The sequence below is a fragment of the Streptomyces sp. SID5469 genome (genome assembly GCF_009862865.1).
GTDB classification, from domain to species: Bacteria; Actinomycetota; Actinomycetes; order Streptomycetales; family Streptomycetaceae; genus Streptomyces; species Streptomyces avermitilis.
In genome coordinates this window covers 2,149,827-2,165,055 of record NZ_WWIN01000001.1, presented here as the reverse complement: position 1 = coordinate 2,165,055, position 15,229 = coordinate 2,149,827, and the positions used below count along the sequence as shown (strand labels likewise).

Sequence of the window (15,229 nt, the reverse complement as noted above, 5' to 3'; positions counted from 1 at the left end):
TGCCCTTTCACTTCTTCCGGTGAGTGCGGTACGCGGCCACGAGGGCGGCGGTGGAGGGGTCGAGGCCGGGTACGTCCGCGCCTTCGGTGAGGGCGGGCTCGACGCGTTTGGCGAGGACCTTGCCGAGTTCGACGCCCCACTGGTCGAAGGAGTCGATGTTCCAGATCGCGCCCTGGACGAACACCTTGTGCTCGTAGAGGGCGATGAGCTGGCCGAGGACCGACGGGGTCAGCTCGGCGGCCAGGATCGTGGTGGTGGGGTGGTTGCCGCGGAAGGTGCGGTGCGGCACCTGCTCCTCCGGCACTCCCTCGGCGCGTACCTCGTCGCCGGTCTTGCCGAAGGCGAGGGCCTGGCCCTGGGCGAAGAGGTTGGCCATCAACAGGTCGTGCTGGGCCGCCAGTTCGTCGCTCAGCCCGTCGACCGGGTTGATGAACCCGATCAGGTCGGCCGGGATGACCTTGGTGCCCTGGTGGAGCAACTGGTAGTACGCGTGCTGTCCGTTGGTGCCGGGCGTACCCCACACCACCGGGCCGGTCTGCCACTCCACGGGATGGCCGTCCCGGTCCACGGACTTGCCGTTGGACTCCATGTCCAGCTGCTGCAAGTAGGCGGTGAACTTGGACAGATAGTGCGAGTACGGCAGCACGGCGTGCGACTGGGCACCGAAGAACGAGCCGTACCAGACACCCAGCAGGCCGAGCAGCAAAGGCGCGTTGGCCTCCGCGGGCGCGGTGCGGAAGTGTTCGTCGACGATCCTGAACCCGTCGAGCAGCTCGCGGAACCGCTCCGGCCCGATCGCGATCATCAGCGACAGACCGATCGCGGAGTCGAACGAGTAGCGGCCGCCGACCCAGTCCCAGAACTCGAACATGTTCGCCGTGTCGATGCCGAAGTCCGACACCTTCCCGGCGTTCGTCGACAGCGCCACGAAGTGCTTGGCGACCGCCTTCTCGTCCCCGTCGAGCCCGGCGAGGAGCCAGGACCGCGCCGAGGTGGCGTTCGTGATCGTCTCGATGGTCGTGAAGGTCTTGGACGCGATGACGAACAGGGTTTCCGCCGGGTCCAGGTCCCGTACGGCTTCGTGCAGATCGGCGCCGTCCACGTTCGACACGAACCGCACGGTCAGCGAGCGGTCGGTGAAGGCCCGCAGCGCCTCGTACGCCATCGCGGGGCCCAGGTCCGAGCCGCCGATACCGATGTTGACGACCGTGCGGATGCGGCTGCCGGTGTGCCCGGTCCACTCGCCCGAGCGGACCCGGTCGGCGAAGTCGGCCATCCTGTCGAGCACGGCGTGCACGGCCGGGACGACGTTCTCGCCGTCGACCTCGATCACGGCGTCGCGCGGGGCGCGCAGCGCGGTGTGCAGGACGGCGCGGTTCTCGGTGACGTTGATCTTCTCGCCCCGGAACATGGCGTCCCGCAGCCCGAACACGTCGGTGGCGGTGGCGAGTTCCTGGAGCAGGGCGAGGGTCTCGTCCGTGATGAGGTGCTTGGAGTAGTCGAGGCGCAGATCGCCGGCCCGCACGACATAGCGCTCGGCCCGCTCGGGGTCCGCCGCGAACAGCTCACGCAGCGCCGGGTGGAGCAGCGGACCCGCGCGATGGTCCTCCAGTTCCGTCCACTCGGGGCGACGGGTGAGCCTGGGGCTGTCAGACATGACTGGTGTTCTCCTCGGCCGCCTCGCCGCGCAGGGCGATGGCGTACATCTCGTCCGCGTCGAGGCGTCGCAGCTCCTCGGCGATCAGTTCGGAGGTGCTGCGGACCTTCAGCGCGAGGGTGCGCGCGGGCTGGCCCGGCAGGGACAGCGTGGCCAGCGGGCCCTCGGGGCGGTCGATGAGGATCTCGCCCTTCTCGGTGCCGAGCCGTACGGCCGTCACCACGGGGCCCGCGGTGACGACCCGCTCCACCGGCACATGCAGACGGGCGCCCAGCCAGCGGGCCAGCAGTTCGGCGCTCGGGTTCTCCGCCTCGCTCTCGACGGCGGCCGAGATCACCGGCGTACGGGCCTGGTCGAGGGCCGCGGCCAGCATCGAACGCCACGGGGTGAGCCGGGTCCAGGCCAGGTCGGTGTCGCCCGGCGCGTACGAGGAGACCCGGGCCTCCAACGCGGCGAGCGGTGCCTCCACCGCGTACATGTCGGTGATCCGGCGCTGCGCGAGGGCGCCCAGCGGGTCCTTCGACGGGATGTCGGGCGCGTCCACCGGCCACCAGACGACGACCGGGGCGTCCGGCAGCAGCAGCGGCAGGACCACCGAGTCGGCGTGGTCGGAGACCTCGCCGTACGTCCGCAGGATCACCGTCTCCCCGGTACCCGCGTCCGAGCCGACCCGCACCTCCGCGTCCAGGCGGGACTGCGTGCGGTCGCGCGGGGTGCGGGCGACGCGCTTGATGACGACCAGGGTGCGCGACGGGTGCTCGCGCGAGGCCTCCTCGGCCGCCTTGAGCGCGTCGTAGGCGTTCTCCTCGTCGGTCACGATGACCATCGTCAGGACCATGCCCACGGCGGGAGTGCCGATGGCATGGCGTCCCTGCACGAGCGCCTTGTTGATCTTGCTTGCCGTGGTGTCGGTCAGGTCGATCTTCATGGCCTGCGCCAGCTCCGTCCGTCTCGTGCGAGCATCTCGTCGGCTTCCTCGGGACCCCAGGATCCCGAGGGGTACTGCGCGGGCTTGCCGTGCGTGTCCCAGTACCCCTCGATCGGGTCGAGGATCTTCCAGGACTCTTCCACCTCCTGATGGCGGGGGAAGAGATTGGCGTCGCCGAGCAGGACATCCAGGATCAGCCGTTCGTACGCCTCCGGGCTGGACTCGGTGAACGACTCGCCGTACGCGAAGTCCATCGAGACGTCCCGGATCTCCATCGACGTACCCGGCACCTTCGAACCGAAGCGCACGGTCATGCCCTCGTCGGGCTGGACACGGACGACGATCGCGTTGGCGCCCAACTCCTCGGTGGCGGTCGAGTCGAAGGGGGAGTGGGGCGCGCGCTGGAAGACCACCGCGATCTCGGTCACCCGGCGGCCCAGACGCTTGCCGGTGCGCAGATAGAAGGGGACGCCCGCCCAGCGGCGGTTGTCGACCTCCAGCTTCACGGCCGCGTAGGTGTCCGTCGTCGACCTGGGGTCGATGCCGTCCTCCTGGAGGTAGCCGCGCACCCGCTCGCCGCCCTGCCAGCTCGCCGTGTACTGACCGCGCACGGTGTGCTCGCCCAGGTTCCCCGGCAGCTTCACGGACTTGAGGACCTTCAGCTTCTCGGCGAGCAGCGACTCGGCGTCGAAGGCGGCCGGCTCCTCCATGGCGGTCAGCGCCATCAGCTGGAGGAGGTGGTTCTGGATGACGTCACGGGCCGAACCGATGCCGTCGTAGTACCCCGCACGGCCGCCGATGCCGATGTCCTCGGCCATGGTGATCTGTACGTGGTCGACGTACGACCGGTTCCAGACCGGCTCGTACATCTGGTTGGCGAAGCGGAGCGCCAGGATGTTCTGGACGGTCTCCTTACCCAGGTAGTGGTCGATGCGGAACACCTGGTCCGGGTCGAACACCTCGTGCACGATCGCGTTCAGCTCACGCGCGCTGGCCAGGTCGTGGCCGAACGGCTTCTCGATGACCGCACGCCGCCAGGAGCCCTCCGGCGCGTCCGCGAGCCCGTGCTTCTTGAGCTGCTGGACGACCTTCGGGAAGAACTTCGGCGGTACCGAGAGATAGAAGGCGTAGTTGCCGCTGGTGCCGCGGGAGGCGTCCAGCTCGTCGACGGACGCGCGCAGTTGCTTGAACGCCATGTCGTCGTCGAAGTCGCCCGGGATGAACCGCATGCCCTCGGCGAGCTGCTGCCAGACCTCCTCGCGGAACTCCGTGCGGGCGTGCTCGCGCACCGAGTCGTGCACCACCTGCGCGAAGTCCTGGTCCTCCCAGTCCCGGCGGGCGAACCCGAGGAGCGAGAAGCCCGGCGGGAGCAGACCGCGGTTGGCCAGGTCGTAGATGGCCGGCATCAGCTTCTTGCGGGACAGGTCGCCGGTGACCCCGAAGATGACGAGGCCCGAGGGGCCCGCGATACGGGGGAGACGGCGGTCCCGGGGGTCGCGCAGGGGGTTGGCCCAGTCGACGGCCGACGCCTCGGTGACCGGAGCCTCGGTGACCGGAGCCTCCGTGACAGGCGTCTCGGTGGCCGGCGTCCCGGTGACAGGCTTCTCGGTGCCCGGCGTCCCGGTCGAAGGAGTCTTGCTCATTCGCCGTCAGCTCCCTTGCCGCGCAGCGAGGTCGCGACGGCCTCCAGCAGGTCGCCCCACGCCACCTCGAACTTGGCGACGGCCTCGTCCTCCAGCTGCTTCACGACCTCGTCGTACGAGATCCCCAGCCGCTCCACGGCGGCCAGGTCGGCGCGGGCCTGGGCATAGCCGCCGGTCACCGTGTCGCCGTGGATGTCGCCGTGGTCGGCGGTGGCGTTCAAGGTCCCCTCCGGCATGGTGTTGACCGTGCCGGGAGCGACCAGCTCGTCGACGTACAGGGTGTCCTTGTACGCCGGGTCCTTCACGCCCGTCGAGGCCCACAGCGGACGCTGCTTGTGCGCGCCGGCCGGGGCGAGCGCGGTCCAGCGCTCCCCGGCGAAGACCTCTTCGTACGCCTCGTACGCGAGCCGGGCGTTGGCGAGCGCCGCCTTGCCCTTGAGGGCCTGCGCGTCGTCCGTGCCGGCCTTCGCCAGGCGCTTGTCGATCTCGCTGTCGACGCGGGAGACGAAGAAGGAGGCGACGGAGTGGATGCCGGCCAGGTCGATGCCCGCGGCCTGCGCCCGCTCCAGACCGGCGAGGTAGGCGTCCATCACCTCGCGGTAGCGCTCGAGCGAGAAGATCAGCGTGACGTTGACGCTGATGCCGAGGCCGATGACCTCGGTGATCGCGGGGAGACCGGCCTTGGTCGCCGGAATCTTGATCATCACGTTGGGGCGGTCCACCAGCCAGGCGAGCTGCTTGGCTTCGGCGATCGTCGCCTCGGTGTCGTGGGCGAGGCGCGGGTCGACCTCGATGGAGACCCGGCCGTCACGGCCGCCGGTCGCGTCGTACACGGGCCGCAGGATGTCGGCGGCGGCGCGCACGTCGGCGGTCGTCATCATGCGCACGGCCTCGTCGACCGTGACGCCACGCACGGCCAGATCGGCCAGCTGCTCCTCGTATCCCTCTCCGGAGCCGATGGCGGCCTGGAAGATGGACGGGTTGGTGGTGACGCCCACCACGTGCTTGTGCGCGATGAGTTCGGCGAGGTTGCCGGACGTGATCCGCTTGCGCGACAGATCGTCCAGCCAGATGGAGACGCCTTCGTCGGAGAGGCGCTCGAGGTTTTCGACGGTGTTGCTCACAGTGATCATCTTCTTTCTTGCGGTCTGCTCAACCACGCGCGGCGGTGATGGATTCCCGGGCCGCGGCGGCGACGTTCTCGGCGGTGAAGCCGAACTCGGCGAACAGGGTCTCGGCGTCGGCGGAGGCGCCGAAGTGCTCCAGCGAAACGATGCGTCCGGCGTCTCCGACGTACCGGTGCCAGGTCAGACCGATACCGGCCTCGACCGCGACGCGGGCCTTCACGGACGGCGGAAGGACGCTCGCGCGGTACTCCGGCGACTGCTCCTCGAACCACTCCACGGACGGCATCGAGACCACGCGTGTGCCGACGCCCTCGGCCTCCAGCCGCTCGCGCGCCGCGACGGCGAGCTGCACCTCGGAGCCGGTGGCGATGAGGACCACGTCCGGGGTTCCGGTGGACGCCTCCTGGAGGACGTAACCGCCCTTCGCCGCGTCCTCGTTGGCCTCGTACGTCGGTACGCCCTGGCGGGTCAGCGCAAGGCCGTGCGGGGCCGGGTGGGTGGCGTGCCGCTCGAGGATCTCGCGCCAGGCGATCGCCGTCTCGTTGGCGTCGGCCGGGCGGACGATGTTCAGGCCGGGGATGGCGCGCAGCGAGGCGAGGTGCTCGACGGGCTGGTGGGTGGGGCCGTCCTCGCCGAGGCCGATGGAGTCGTGGGTCCACACGTACGTCACCGGCAGCTGCATCAGCGCGGAGAGGCGGACGGCGTTGCGCATGTAGTCGGAGAACACCAGGAAGGTGCCGCCGTAGATACGGGTGTTGCCGTGCAGCGCGATGCCGTTCATCTCCGCGGCCATGGAGTGCTCGCGGATGCCGAAGTGGACGGTGCGGCCGTACGGGTCGGCCTCGGGCAGCGGGTTGCCCTTCGGCAGGAACGAGCTGGTCTTGTCGATCGTGGTGTTGTTCGAGCCCGCGAGGTCGGCGGAGCCGCCCCACAGCTCGGGGATGACCGCGCCGAGTGCCTGGAGGACCTTGCCGGACGCGGCACGCGTCGCGACGGACGTGCCCGCTTCGAAGACGGGGAGGGACTGCTCCCAGCCCTCGGGGAGCTGACCGGCGACGATCCGGTCGAAGAGCTTCGCGCGCTCGGGCTGGGCGGTGCGCCACTCGGCGATCCGCTTGTCCCAGGCGGCGTGCTCCTCGGCGCCGCGGTCCAGGGCGCGGCGGGCGTGGGCGAGCACCTCGTCCGCGACCTCGAAGGTCTGCTCGGGGTCGGAGCCGAGGACGCGCTTGGTGGCCGCGATCTCCTCGGCGCCGAGCGCCGAGCCGTGCGAGGCCTCGGTGTTCTGCGCGTTCGGGGCGGGCCAGGCGATGATCGTGCGCATCGCGATGAACGAGGGGCGCTCGGTCTCGGCCTGCGCCGCCTTGAGCGCCGCGTGCAGCGCGTGGACGTCGATGTCGCCGTCGGCGGAGGGCTCGATGCGCTGGACGTGCCAGCCGTACGCCTCGTACCGCTTCGGTACGTCCTCGGAGAAGGCGGTGGCGGTGTCGCCCTCGATGGAGATGTGGTTGTCGTCGTAGAGGAAGACCAGGTTGCCCAGCTTCTGGTGACCGGCGAGGGAGGACGCCTCGGCGGAGATGCCCTCCTCCAGGTCGCCGTCCGAGACGATCGCCCAGATGGTGTGGTCGAAGGGGGACTCGCCCTCGGGCGCGTGGGGGTCGAACAGACCGCGCTCGTAGCGGGCGGCCATCGCCATGCCCACCGCGTTGGCGGCGCCCTGGCCCAGCGGGCCCGTGGTGGTCTCGACGCCGGCCGTGTGCCCGTACTCGGGGTGGCCGGGTGTCTTCGAGCCGTGCGTACGGAACGCCTTCAGGTCGTCGAGCTCCAGCTCGTATCCGGCGAGGAAGAGCTGGGTGTAGAGAGTCAGTGAGGTGTGGCCGGGGGAGAGGACGAAACGGTCACGGCCGGTCCACTCGGGATCGGCGGGGTCGTGTCGCATCACCTTTTGAAAGATCGTGTACGCGGCCGGTGCCAGGCTCATCGCGGTGCCGGGGTGGCCGTTGCCCACCTTCTGCACGGCATCGGCGGCCAGCAGGCGGGCCGTGTCGACGGCACGCCGGTCGAGGTCGGTCCACTCGAAGCTGTCGTGGGTGTGCGTGCTCATCTTCAAGAAGTCCTCACGAAACGGGGAGTCACTGGTGGAACGCCTTCAAACCTAAAAGTCTGACTTTTGCCGGGGAAGGTGCCCCTGTGTCAGCCTTCGGTGAAAGTGGGACACCGACAGCAGGGCCGAGCCGCCGCGAGAGGGACATGGCAGACAGAACCACCCGAGCCGCCCATGAAGGTGACGGGATCAGAACCTTCCCCTTCCCCGTCGACCTGAGCGTCTTCGGCGTCGGCATGCAGGTCGGCCCGATGGGCGCCGACCGGATCTGGCATGCGGACGCCCCCCTGGACCGCGTGCACCGGATCGACTTCCACGTCGTGATGGTGTTCCACGACGGCCCGGTCCGGCACATGATCGACTTCGCCGAGTACGAGGCCTCCGCCGGTGACGTGCTGTGGATCCGCCCCGGACAGGTGCACCGCTTCTCCCGGACCGACGAGTACCGCGGGACCGTCCTGACCATGCAGCCCGGTTTCCTGCCCCGGGCCACGGTCGAGGCGACCGGCCTCTACCGCTACGACCTGCCGCCGCTGCTGCACCCCGACCCGGACCGGCTCGCCGCTCTCGAACACTCCCTCGCCCAACTGGAGCGCGAGTACGTCGACACGACGACGCTGCCGCTGAGCCTGCACACCTCGGTGCTGCGGCACACGCTCACCGCGTTCCTGTTCCGCCTGGCCCATCTCGCGGTCAGCTCGGCGCAGGCCGGCCGCGAGCAGACGGACACCACCTTCACCCGCTTCAGGGACGCGGTGGAGAAGGGCTTCGCGACCAACCACAGCGTCAGCGCGTACGCCGACACCCTCGGCTACTCCCGCCGCACCCTGGTCCGCGCGGTCCGCGCCGCCACCGGCCAGACCCCCAAGGGGTTCATCGACAAGCGGGTGACCCTGGAGGCCAAGCGCCTGCTCGCGCACACGGACCTGCCGATCGGCCGGGTCGGAGCCGCGGTGGGTTTCCCCGACTCGGCCAACTTCTCCAAGTTCTTCCACCAGCACACGGACACCACTCCGGCGGCGTTCCGGGCGGAGCTGCGCTGAGCGGAGCCGGGCCGCCCGGACGCGTGGCGGAGCGAGGTCGCCCGGACGCGAATGGGGGCTCCACGCGTGCGCGTGGAGCCCCCAGGAACCGGTCAGTGACCGAAGTCGAACCAGTTGACGTTCACGAAGTCGGCCGACTGGCCGCTGGTGAAGGTCAGATAGACGTCGTGGGTCCCGGTGACCGAGCTGATGTTCGCCGGGACCGTTCTCCAGCTCTGCCAGCCACCGGTGCCGGCCACCGAGAAGCTGCCGACCGGTGAGCCGGTGCGGCTGTCGAGGCGTACCTCCACCAGCCCGCTGACGCCGGCCGCCGCGCCGCTCGCGACCCGCGCGTAGAACTGCTTCGCCGCGGTGGAGCCGAAGTCGACCCCCTTGTAGAGCGCCCAGTCGCCGTTGCCCAGCGAGCCGATGTTCTGGCCGCCGCCCGTGTCGGTGGTCGTCTCGGTGCTCGTCCCGGACTGGCTGTCGTAGGACTCGGCCTGGATGGCGCTGTATGCGTCACGGCTGCCGGACGGAGGGGGTGTGGTACCGCTCCCGCCGCTCGACTGGAGCACCTGCACATAGTCGACGACCATCGGGTGGCCGGGGTCGGTGCCGCTGTCCGGACCGCCGCCGAACGCGGCGGGGAAGCCGCCGCCCATCGCGACGTTCAGGATGACGAAGAAGCCGTGGCCGGTGGCGTTCGCCCACGTCGTCGCGTCGACCTGACTGGCCTTCACCGTATGGAAGTTGACGCCGTCCAGGTAGAAGCGGATCTCCTCGGTGCTCGTCGACCTGTCCCACTCCATGGCGTACGTGTGGAAGCTGGCCTGACACGTGGTTCCGGCGCACGGGGTGTTGCCGCCGATGCCGCTGGTCTCGTTGCACGGGCCGCCCGGGTTGGTGCCGCAGTGCACGGTGGCCCAGTCGGTGTTGAGGCCCTGGACGTTCTCCATGATGTCCAGCTCGCCGACGCTCGGCCAGTTCTGGTAGTTGCCCCGGTAGGGCGCGCCCAGCATCCAGAAGGCGGGCCAGTAGCCCTTGGCGGCGGCGCCGGTCACGTTGGGCAGCTGGATGCGTGACTCGACCCGCAGTGTGCCGCCGGCCGGTGGCTGGAAGTCGGTGCGGTTGGTCTCGATGCGGCCCGAGGTCCAGTTGCCCGCGGAGTCGCGCAGCGGGGTGATCCGGAGGTTTCCGTTGCCGTCGAGCGACACGTTGTTGCTGCTGGAGGTCATCGTCTCGACCTCGCCCGTGCCCCAGTTGGCGGCGCCGCCCGGGTAGCTGGTGCCGGTGTCGTACTGCCAGTTGGCGGTGCTGACGCCGGAACCGGCCGCGCCGTTGAAGTCGTCGAGGAAGACCTGGGTCCAGCCTGCCGGGGGCGTGGGGGCGGAGGCGTTCGCGGGGAGGGTCGCGGCTGTGGCGGCGGCCGCCGCCAGGCTCAGGGTGCCGAGCACGGCGACGAGCGCGCGCCGCAGTGACCGCCGTCTCGCGGATATGCCGGAAGTTTCACTCATGTGGGTGCCTCTTCGGTACGGAGTGGGGTGCGCGATGTGTCCTTGAGAGCGCTCTCAAGACGCGCGGCCAATGTGCTCTCCGCCACTGGGACCGTCAAGAGGTAAAACCGAGAAACTCCCTGTGCCGCAAGGAAGTTCACACGGTGAAGGCGGGAAGTCCCGCCCGCCCCCCCCGGGCGGCGCCCCCTCATGCCGGGCCGCCTGGGCCGCCGCTGGGCCGCCTGGGGCCGCCGGGTCCGAGGACGGCGTGCCCCGGCGTCTCCTCCCGGGGGAACTCAGCGCGTCGAACCGGCCAGGTCCGCCTGTGCGCCGGGGGCGGGGCGGAAGTTGCTGTTCGTCAGTTGCTGTTCGTCCGGCAGCCGAGGTTCTGGTAGATGCTGGCGTTCGTCTGCGGGTGGGCGCCGACCCAGTGGTAACGACACGCTCCCTGGAGAACCTGCCCTGGATGCCGCCGGGGAAGTCGATCTCCTTGTTCCACAGGTACGTCGACTCGATGCCGTTCTGCCGCGCGGTGGCGTTCACGTCGATCCCGCGGGGGGCCTGGATCGCGTACACCCAGCAGTCCGCGCCGTGGGTGGCGAAACTCTGCGCCACCCACCGCTCACAACTGGTGCTCAGCTGCGCGGTGTTCTGCCCGCCGCCCCCGGTGATCCACTTTGAGAACGGGGTGAGGTCCGTACCCAGTGGCCGTCGCTGATGGCTCAACGGGAAAGGGCGCTTCCCGCCCGCCACTGGTCCCACGACAGGTTCCAGCCGTTGAGGCCGTTGGACGGATCGACCGTGTCCTCGCCCGAGTTCTTCACCACGACCACGTCGCCGAGCATCGAGCTCTTGTAGAACGCGTAGCCCGCCACGGAGCTGTCGTTCGCGCCCTTGGTGTCCTGGAGCCCGATACAGCCGTGGCTCGCGTTGGTGTGACCGAAGACGGAGGACCCGGCCCAGTAGTTGCCGTGGATGAACGTGCCGGAGGTGGTCAGCCGCTGGGCGTGCGGCACATCCTTGATGTCGTACTCGTCGCCGAGCCCGACGGTGGAGGACTCCATCCGCGTCTCCGTGAAACGCTCGCTGATCACCATGATCCCGGACCAGGTGGTGTGGTCGGCGTCGCCGCCGGTGACGGGGTAGGTCGCGTACGTCGAGCCGTCCCGCCGCACCGTCATCGTCCTGGTGGCGAGGTCGACCGTGCTGATCTGCTCGCGGCCGATGTGGAAGGTGACGTCCTTGGACTGGGTGCCGTAGACGCCGTCCGCGCCCTCGACGTCCTTGAGCCGCAGACCGAGCGTGATCCGCGTGCCCGCGGCCCAGTACGTCTCGGGCCGGAAATCGAGCCGGGTGTCGCTGAACCAGTGGCCGACCACCTCGACCGCCGGCTCGGCGGTCACCGTGATCGCCTTCTCGACGGCGGCGCGGTCCGCGACGGCGTGGGTGAAGTTGACCGATACGGGCATGCCGACGCCGGAGGTCGAGTTCGCCTCGGGGGTGAAGTAGCCCACGAAGGTCTCGCCGGGGGACTTGGTGGAGAAGGTCACGGTCTCGGCGTCGGCTCCCTTCGCCTTGGCCGTGACCGTGTATGTGGTGCCGGAGTACGGGTTCCCGGTGGACGTCCACTTCGTACGGGCGTCGTTGTAGCGGCCGGCGAGCGTGGCGCCGTCGTTGCCGCTGACCTTGACGGAGGCCAGGGTGCCGTGGGTCACGGTGACCTCGACGGGGCTGCTGAAGTCCGCCTTCTTCGTGCCGTCGGCCGGGGTGACGGTGAGGGTGGGCGCCTTCGCCTCGGTGGTCTTCGCGTCGGCCGTGCCGGCCGTGTTCCCTGCCGTGCCTCCGCCCGTGCTCTTCGTGTCCTCAGAGGCGTCCGCAAAACCGCCGCAGCCGGTGAGGACGGTGGCCGGCAGGGCGGCGGCGAGTGCGGCCAGGGCCCCGCGTCGCGACCAGGACTGTCGCCCGGATCCGTTCGATATGTGCGGGACGCCCACGGCACGCCTTTCCTCGTTCAACCACCAGGTGCGCGTGCATCGTGCGCCACCTCCCTGGGTTGAATCTTTGAATCCGAGGGCGCTCACATGAGATTCCTGTGAAGACACTCCGGGAGACGTCTTGAACCACGGTTGTCGGGGCCCCGCCGATTGTGAACAGAGTATGAAACAGCCGACCGGTGCCCTGAGTTTCCGGTGAGATCCCCGGCCGGGTACGACATCCCCAGCAACCCGGTCGGAATAGTTCGGAAAAGCGAAGCAGACGTTCCGTTCAACGGCTCCGCAGCCGATCACCGCCGGAGGTACACGTGATTCCAGCCCGCACACGGCACACCGTCGCCATTGTCGGAGCGGGTGCGGCCGGCACACTGACCGCGATCCAGCTGTGCGAGACGGCGACGCGCCGCCGTACGCCCCTCGACCTCGTGCTCGTCGACCCGGCGCCCGAGGCCGGCCGCGGTACCGCCTACGCCACGTCCGACCCGCGGCATCGGCTCAACGTGCCCGCGGGCGGCATGAGTTGCTATCCCGACGACCCCGGGCACTTCACCCGCTGGCTGTGCCGGCACGGCGAACCGACCGTCACCGGCGCCGACTTCGCCACGCGCTACCGGTTCGGCGCCTATCTGGCCGACACGCTCGGTCAGGCGATCGTCCGTGCGCAGGGGGTGGTGGGCGTGCGGCGGCTGAGGGTGCGGGCGGAGAGCTGTACCGACGCCCCCGACGGCCGGGTGGAGCTTCACCTCGCCGACGGGGGCCGCGTCACGGCCGACAGCGCCGTCCTGGCCACCGGGCCCGCGGGCTCGCCGGGCGACTGGGCACCGCCCGCGCTGCGCGCCTCGGCGAGGTTCGTCGCGGCTCCCTGGGCCCCGGGCGCCCTGGACGGCCCGCGCGCGGACGGTGCCGACGTGCTGCTCGTCGGCACCGGGCTCACCGCCGTCGATCTGGCGCTCACGCTGGACCGGCCCGGGCGCACGGTGCACGCCGTCTCGCGCAGCGGTCTGCTGCCGCAGCCGCACGCGCTCACTCCGGCGGGCACGATGCCCGCACCCGAGGACCTGGGATCCTCCTTGGCGGAGCTGCGGCGGGCCGTCTACCGACACATCAGCCGGGCCGTGCGCACCCACGGCGACTGGCGTCCCGCCCTCGACAGTCTGCGCCCGCACACCGCGAGGCTCTGGCGCAGCCTGACGCCCGACGAGCGCGCCCAGTTCCTGAAGGAGGAGGGCGCCCGGTGGAACACACACCGGCACCGGATGGCACCCGCGACCGCGGAGTCGCTGACCCGGCGACGTACGGCACGGCGATTGCGCGTGTATGCCGGGCGGATCGTGGGTGTGGGTGTGGGTGTGGGTGAGGGTGCAGGTGTGGTCGGGGCCGGGGATGAAGGTGCGGCGGCCCGTTCCGGGCCGGGCGGCGTACCGGCCCACTTCCGTCCGGGCGGCATCCTGACCGTCTCGCTCTCCGGCGGTCGCCGGATACGCGCCGGTTGGGTCGTCGACTGCACCGGCCCGGGGCCCCGCCTCGACGACCCCCTGTGGCGCTCGCTCTTCGGCTCCGGCGCCGCCGTGCCCGGGCCGCTCGGCATGGGGGTCGCCACCGGTGACGGCCGTCTCCTCGACGCGCGGGGCCGTGCCGAGCGCCCGCTGTTCACGCTCGGGGCTCCGCGGCGCGGTGAGCTGTGGGAGACCACCGCCATCCCCGAGATCCGGGTCCAGGCGGCCGCGCTGGCCCAGGAGTTGCTCGCGCCCCTCACCCGGCCGGCCCGGGCCGCCCGCCGACCGCGCCGCCGGCCCGTCGACGCGCACGGGCTCGCCCTGTCCACCCACGCCGAGGCGGCCGCCGCCTACCGCACCGGGCTCGACCGGGTCCTCAAGGTCAGGGCCGCAGCCGAGGACGCCTTCGGGCGCGCGGTGACCCTCGACCCGGGCTTCGCGCTCGGGCACGCCGCCCTCGCCCTGGTCGGCCACGAGTGCGGCGCCGAGGTCGACGTACCCCGCGCCCTCGCCGACGCACAGCGCTCCGCGCGCGAGCGGGCCGACGAGCGGGAGCGGTCCTTCGTCGACGTCGTCACCCGCCGCATCCACGGTGACGACGGCGACGGCGCCCTGCTGCGGCACCTGGAGGCGTACCCCGCCGACGCGCTCGCGCTCGCCACCGCCGTGCCCACCATCGCCTTCTCCGGCATCAACGACCTCGACGACGCCTACGCCCTGCGGCTGGTCGAGCGCACCTCACCGGTGTACGACGGGCACTGGTTCCCCACCTCGCTGCTCGCCTTCCTCCGCCAGGAGGAGGGCCGGTACGGCGAGGCCGGGGAGCTGGCGCACCGCGCGCTGGCCGCCGAGCCCGCCGCCGGACACGCCGTGCACGCGCTCGCCCACGTCCACTACGAGTCCGGCGCGCACGCGACTGGCCGGGACTGGCTCGACGGCTGGATCTCGGGCCAGGGCCGGGGCGCGGTCCACCGGGCCCACTTCTCGTGGCACGTCGCGCTGCACGAACTGGCCCTCGACGACACGGCGGCCGTACGCAAACGGTGGTTCGCGCAGCTGGCGCCGGGGCGCGTGACCGGGGTGCGGGCGCTCGTCGACTCGGGTTCGCTGCTGTGGCGGGCCCGGCTGAGCGGCAGTTGGCGGGGCCGGATACCCGCCGCGGACGTCCTCGGCACCGTCGCCCAGGAGGTCGTCGAGCGGCCCGCGACCGCCTTCACCGCCCTGCACGCGGCGGTCGCCCTGGCCGCCGCCGGTGACCTGGCGGCCCTGCGCCGGCTGCGCGACCACGCCGCCGGGGCGGACGAGGTGCAGCGCGAGATCATCGTCCCGCTCTGCGAGTCCTTCGCCGCTCTCGTCGAGGAGCGCTTCCACGACGCGGCCCGCGGCCTCGACGCGCTCCTGCCCGGCCTCCGCAAGGTGGGCGGCAGCGCGGCGCAGCGGGAGGTCGTCGAGGAGACACTGCTGTACGCCCTCGTGGCAGGAGGCCGGTGCGACGCCGCCCGGCGGCTGCTGGACGCCCGCCTCGACCGCCAGCACGCGCCCAGGGACCGACGCATGCTGGCGGGGCTGCCCGTCTGAACCGCGACCCGCGGTCCGTCTGAGCCGCACCCCGCACCCCGCACCCCGCACCCCCGCGCTCCGCGGTCCGTGCGTGCCGCCCCCCGGCCGTCCGTCCCCGTCGCAGCGCGGGGACGGGCCGTTTCCGTATTCCGGCGACCGTACGGCCCCGCCGCCGTCCTGCAGAGCCTGTCGCGCTTCTAGGTCCGAC

10 protein-coding genes are annotated in these 15,229 nt (G+C 71.1%); 3 read left to right on the top strand and 7 right to left on the bottom strand.

All coding sequences use genetic code 11. The features are described from left to right. Nucleotides 1-7 precede the first annotated feature (7 nt). From pgi to tkt, 5 genes are read right to left on the bottom strand one after another with little or no spacing between them, the layout of a single operon-like run. Nucleotides 8-1,657 carry a glucose-6-phosphate isomerase gene (gene pgi / locus GTY58_RS09345; RefSeq protein WP_010983209.1) on the bottom strand — a complete coding sequence of 550 codons (1,650 nt, stop codon included), beginning with the start codon at nt 1,655-1,657 and terminating at the stop codon, nt 8-10. Continuing rightward, nucleotides 1,650-2,585: a glucose-6-phosphate dehydrogenase assembly protein OpcA gene (opcA, locus tag GTY58_RS09340; RefSeq protein WP_010983208.1), complete on the bottom strand. Its 936-nt coding sequence runs from the start codon at nt 2,583-2,585 to the stop codon at nt 1,650-1,652. Before opcA ends, pgi begins: the two co-directional genes overlap by 8 nt. Then, nucleotides 2,582-4,228, bottom strand: a complete 1,647-nt coding sequence (gene zwf / locus GTY58_RS09335; RefSeq protein WP_010983207.1) for a glucose-6-phosphate dehydrogenase — start codon at nt 4,226-4,228, stop codon at nt 2,582-2,584. The genes opcA and zwf overlap by 4 nt, the downstream gene beginning before the upstream one ends. Next, nucleotides 4,225-5,361 (bottom strand): transaldolase, encoded by a 1,137-nt coding sequence (gene tal, locus GTY58_RS09330; RefSeq protein WP_010983206.1) that lies wholly within the window; start codon nt 5,359-5,361, stop codon nt 4,225-4,227. The genes zwf and tal overlap by 4 nt, the downstream gene beginning before the upstream one ends. Before the next feature lie 19 nt (nt 5,362-5,380). Further along, on the bottom strand, nt 5,381-7,456 hold the full coding sequence (tkt, locus tag GTY58_RS09325; protein ID WP_037647408.1) for a transketolase: 2,076 nt from the start codon (nt 7,454-7,456) through the stop codon (nt 5,381-5,383). A gap of 146 nt (nt 7,457-7,602) precedes the next feature. On the opposite strand from tkt, the gene GTY58_RS09320 reads away from it, so the two are divergent. Beyond that, on the top strand, nt 7,603-8,499 hold the full coding sequence (locus GTY58_RS09320; RefSeq protein WP_010983204.1) for an AraC family transcriptional regulator: 897 nt from the start codon (nt 7,603-7,605) through the stop codon (nt 8,497-8,499). 92 nt (nt 8,500-8,591) lie between these two features. Here the strand turns inward: GTY58_RS09320 and GTY58_RS09315 are convergent, their stop codons facing one another. After that, a complete protein-coding gene (locus GTY58_RS09315) occupies nt 8,592-9,992 on the bottom strand; it encodes a glycoside hydrolase family 16 protein (RefSeq protein ID WP_010983203.1) in 1,401 nt (466 codons plus the stop codon). Nucleotides 9,993-10,401: 409 nt separating this feature from the next. Between GTY58_RS09315 and GTY58_RS09310 the strand changes: the two genes are divergently transcribed. Beyond that, nucleotides 10,402-10,689, top strand: a complete 288-nt coding sequence (locus GTY58_RS09310; protein WP_137951640.1) for a hypothetical protein — start codon at nt 10,402-10,404, stop codon at nt 10,687-10,689. Between the two features lie 4 nt (nt 10,690-10,693). On the opposite strand, the gene GTY58_RS09305 is transcribed toward GTY58_RS09310, so the two are convergent. After that, nucleotides 10,694-11,965 carry an Ig-like domain-containing protein gene (locus tag GTY58_RS09305; RefSeq protein WP_010983202.1) on the bottom strand — a complete coding sequence of 424 codons (1,272 nt, stop codon included), beginning with the start codon at nt 11,963-11,965 and terminating at the stop codon, nt 10,694-10,696. A 308-nt stretch (nt 11,966-12,273) separates the two neighbouring features. Here GTY58_RS09305 and GTY58_RS09300 point away from each other — a divergent pair, with 308 nt between their 5' ends. Beyond that, a complete protein-coding gene (locus tag GTY58_RS09300; protein WP_010983201.1) occupies nt 12,274-15,039 on the top strand; it encodes an FAD/NAD(P)-binding protein in 2,766 nt (921 codons plus the stop codon). The last annotated feature ends 190 nt before the right edge of the window (nt 15,040-15,229 follow it).

Bases quoted from the DNA above. Each gene is read 5' to 3' on its own strand.
- pgi (WP_010983209.1), bottom strand. From the start codon at position 1,657: ATGTCTGACAGCCCCAGGCTCACCCGTCGCCCCGAGTGGACGGAACTG.
- opcA (WP_010983208.1), bottom strand. From the start codon at position 2,585: ATGAAGATCGACCTGACCGACACCACGGCAAGCAAGATCAACAAGGCG.
- zwf (WP_010983207.1), bottom strand. From the start codon at position 4,228: ATGAGCAAGACTCCTTCGACCGGGACGCCGGGCACCGAGAAGCCTGTC.
- tal (WP_010983206.1), bottom strand. From the start codon at position 5,361: ATGATCACTGTGAGCAACACCGTCGAAAACCTCGAGCGCCTCTCCGAC.
- tkt (WP_037647408.1), bottom strand. From the start codon at position 7,456: ATGAGCACGCACACCCACGACAGCTTCGAGTGGACCGACCTCGACCGG.
- GTY58_RS09320 (WP_010983204.1), top strand. From the start codon at position 7,603: ATGGCAGACAGAACCACCCGAGCCGCCCATGAAGGTGACGGGATCAGA.
- GTY58_RS09315 (WP_010983203.1), bottom strand. From the start codon at position 9,992: ATGAGTGAAACTTCCGGCATATCCGCGAGACGGCGGTCACTGCGGCGC.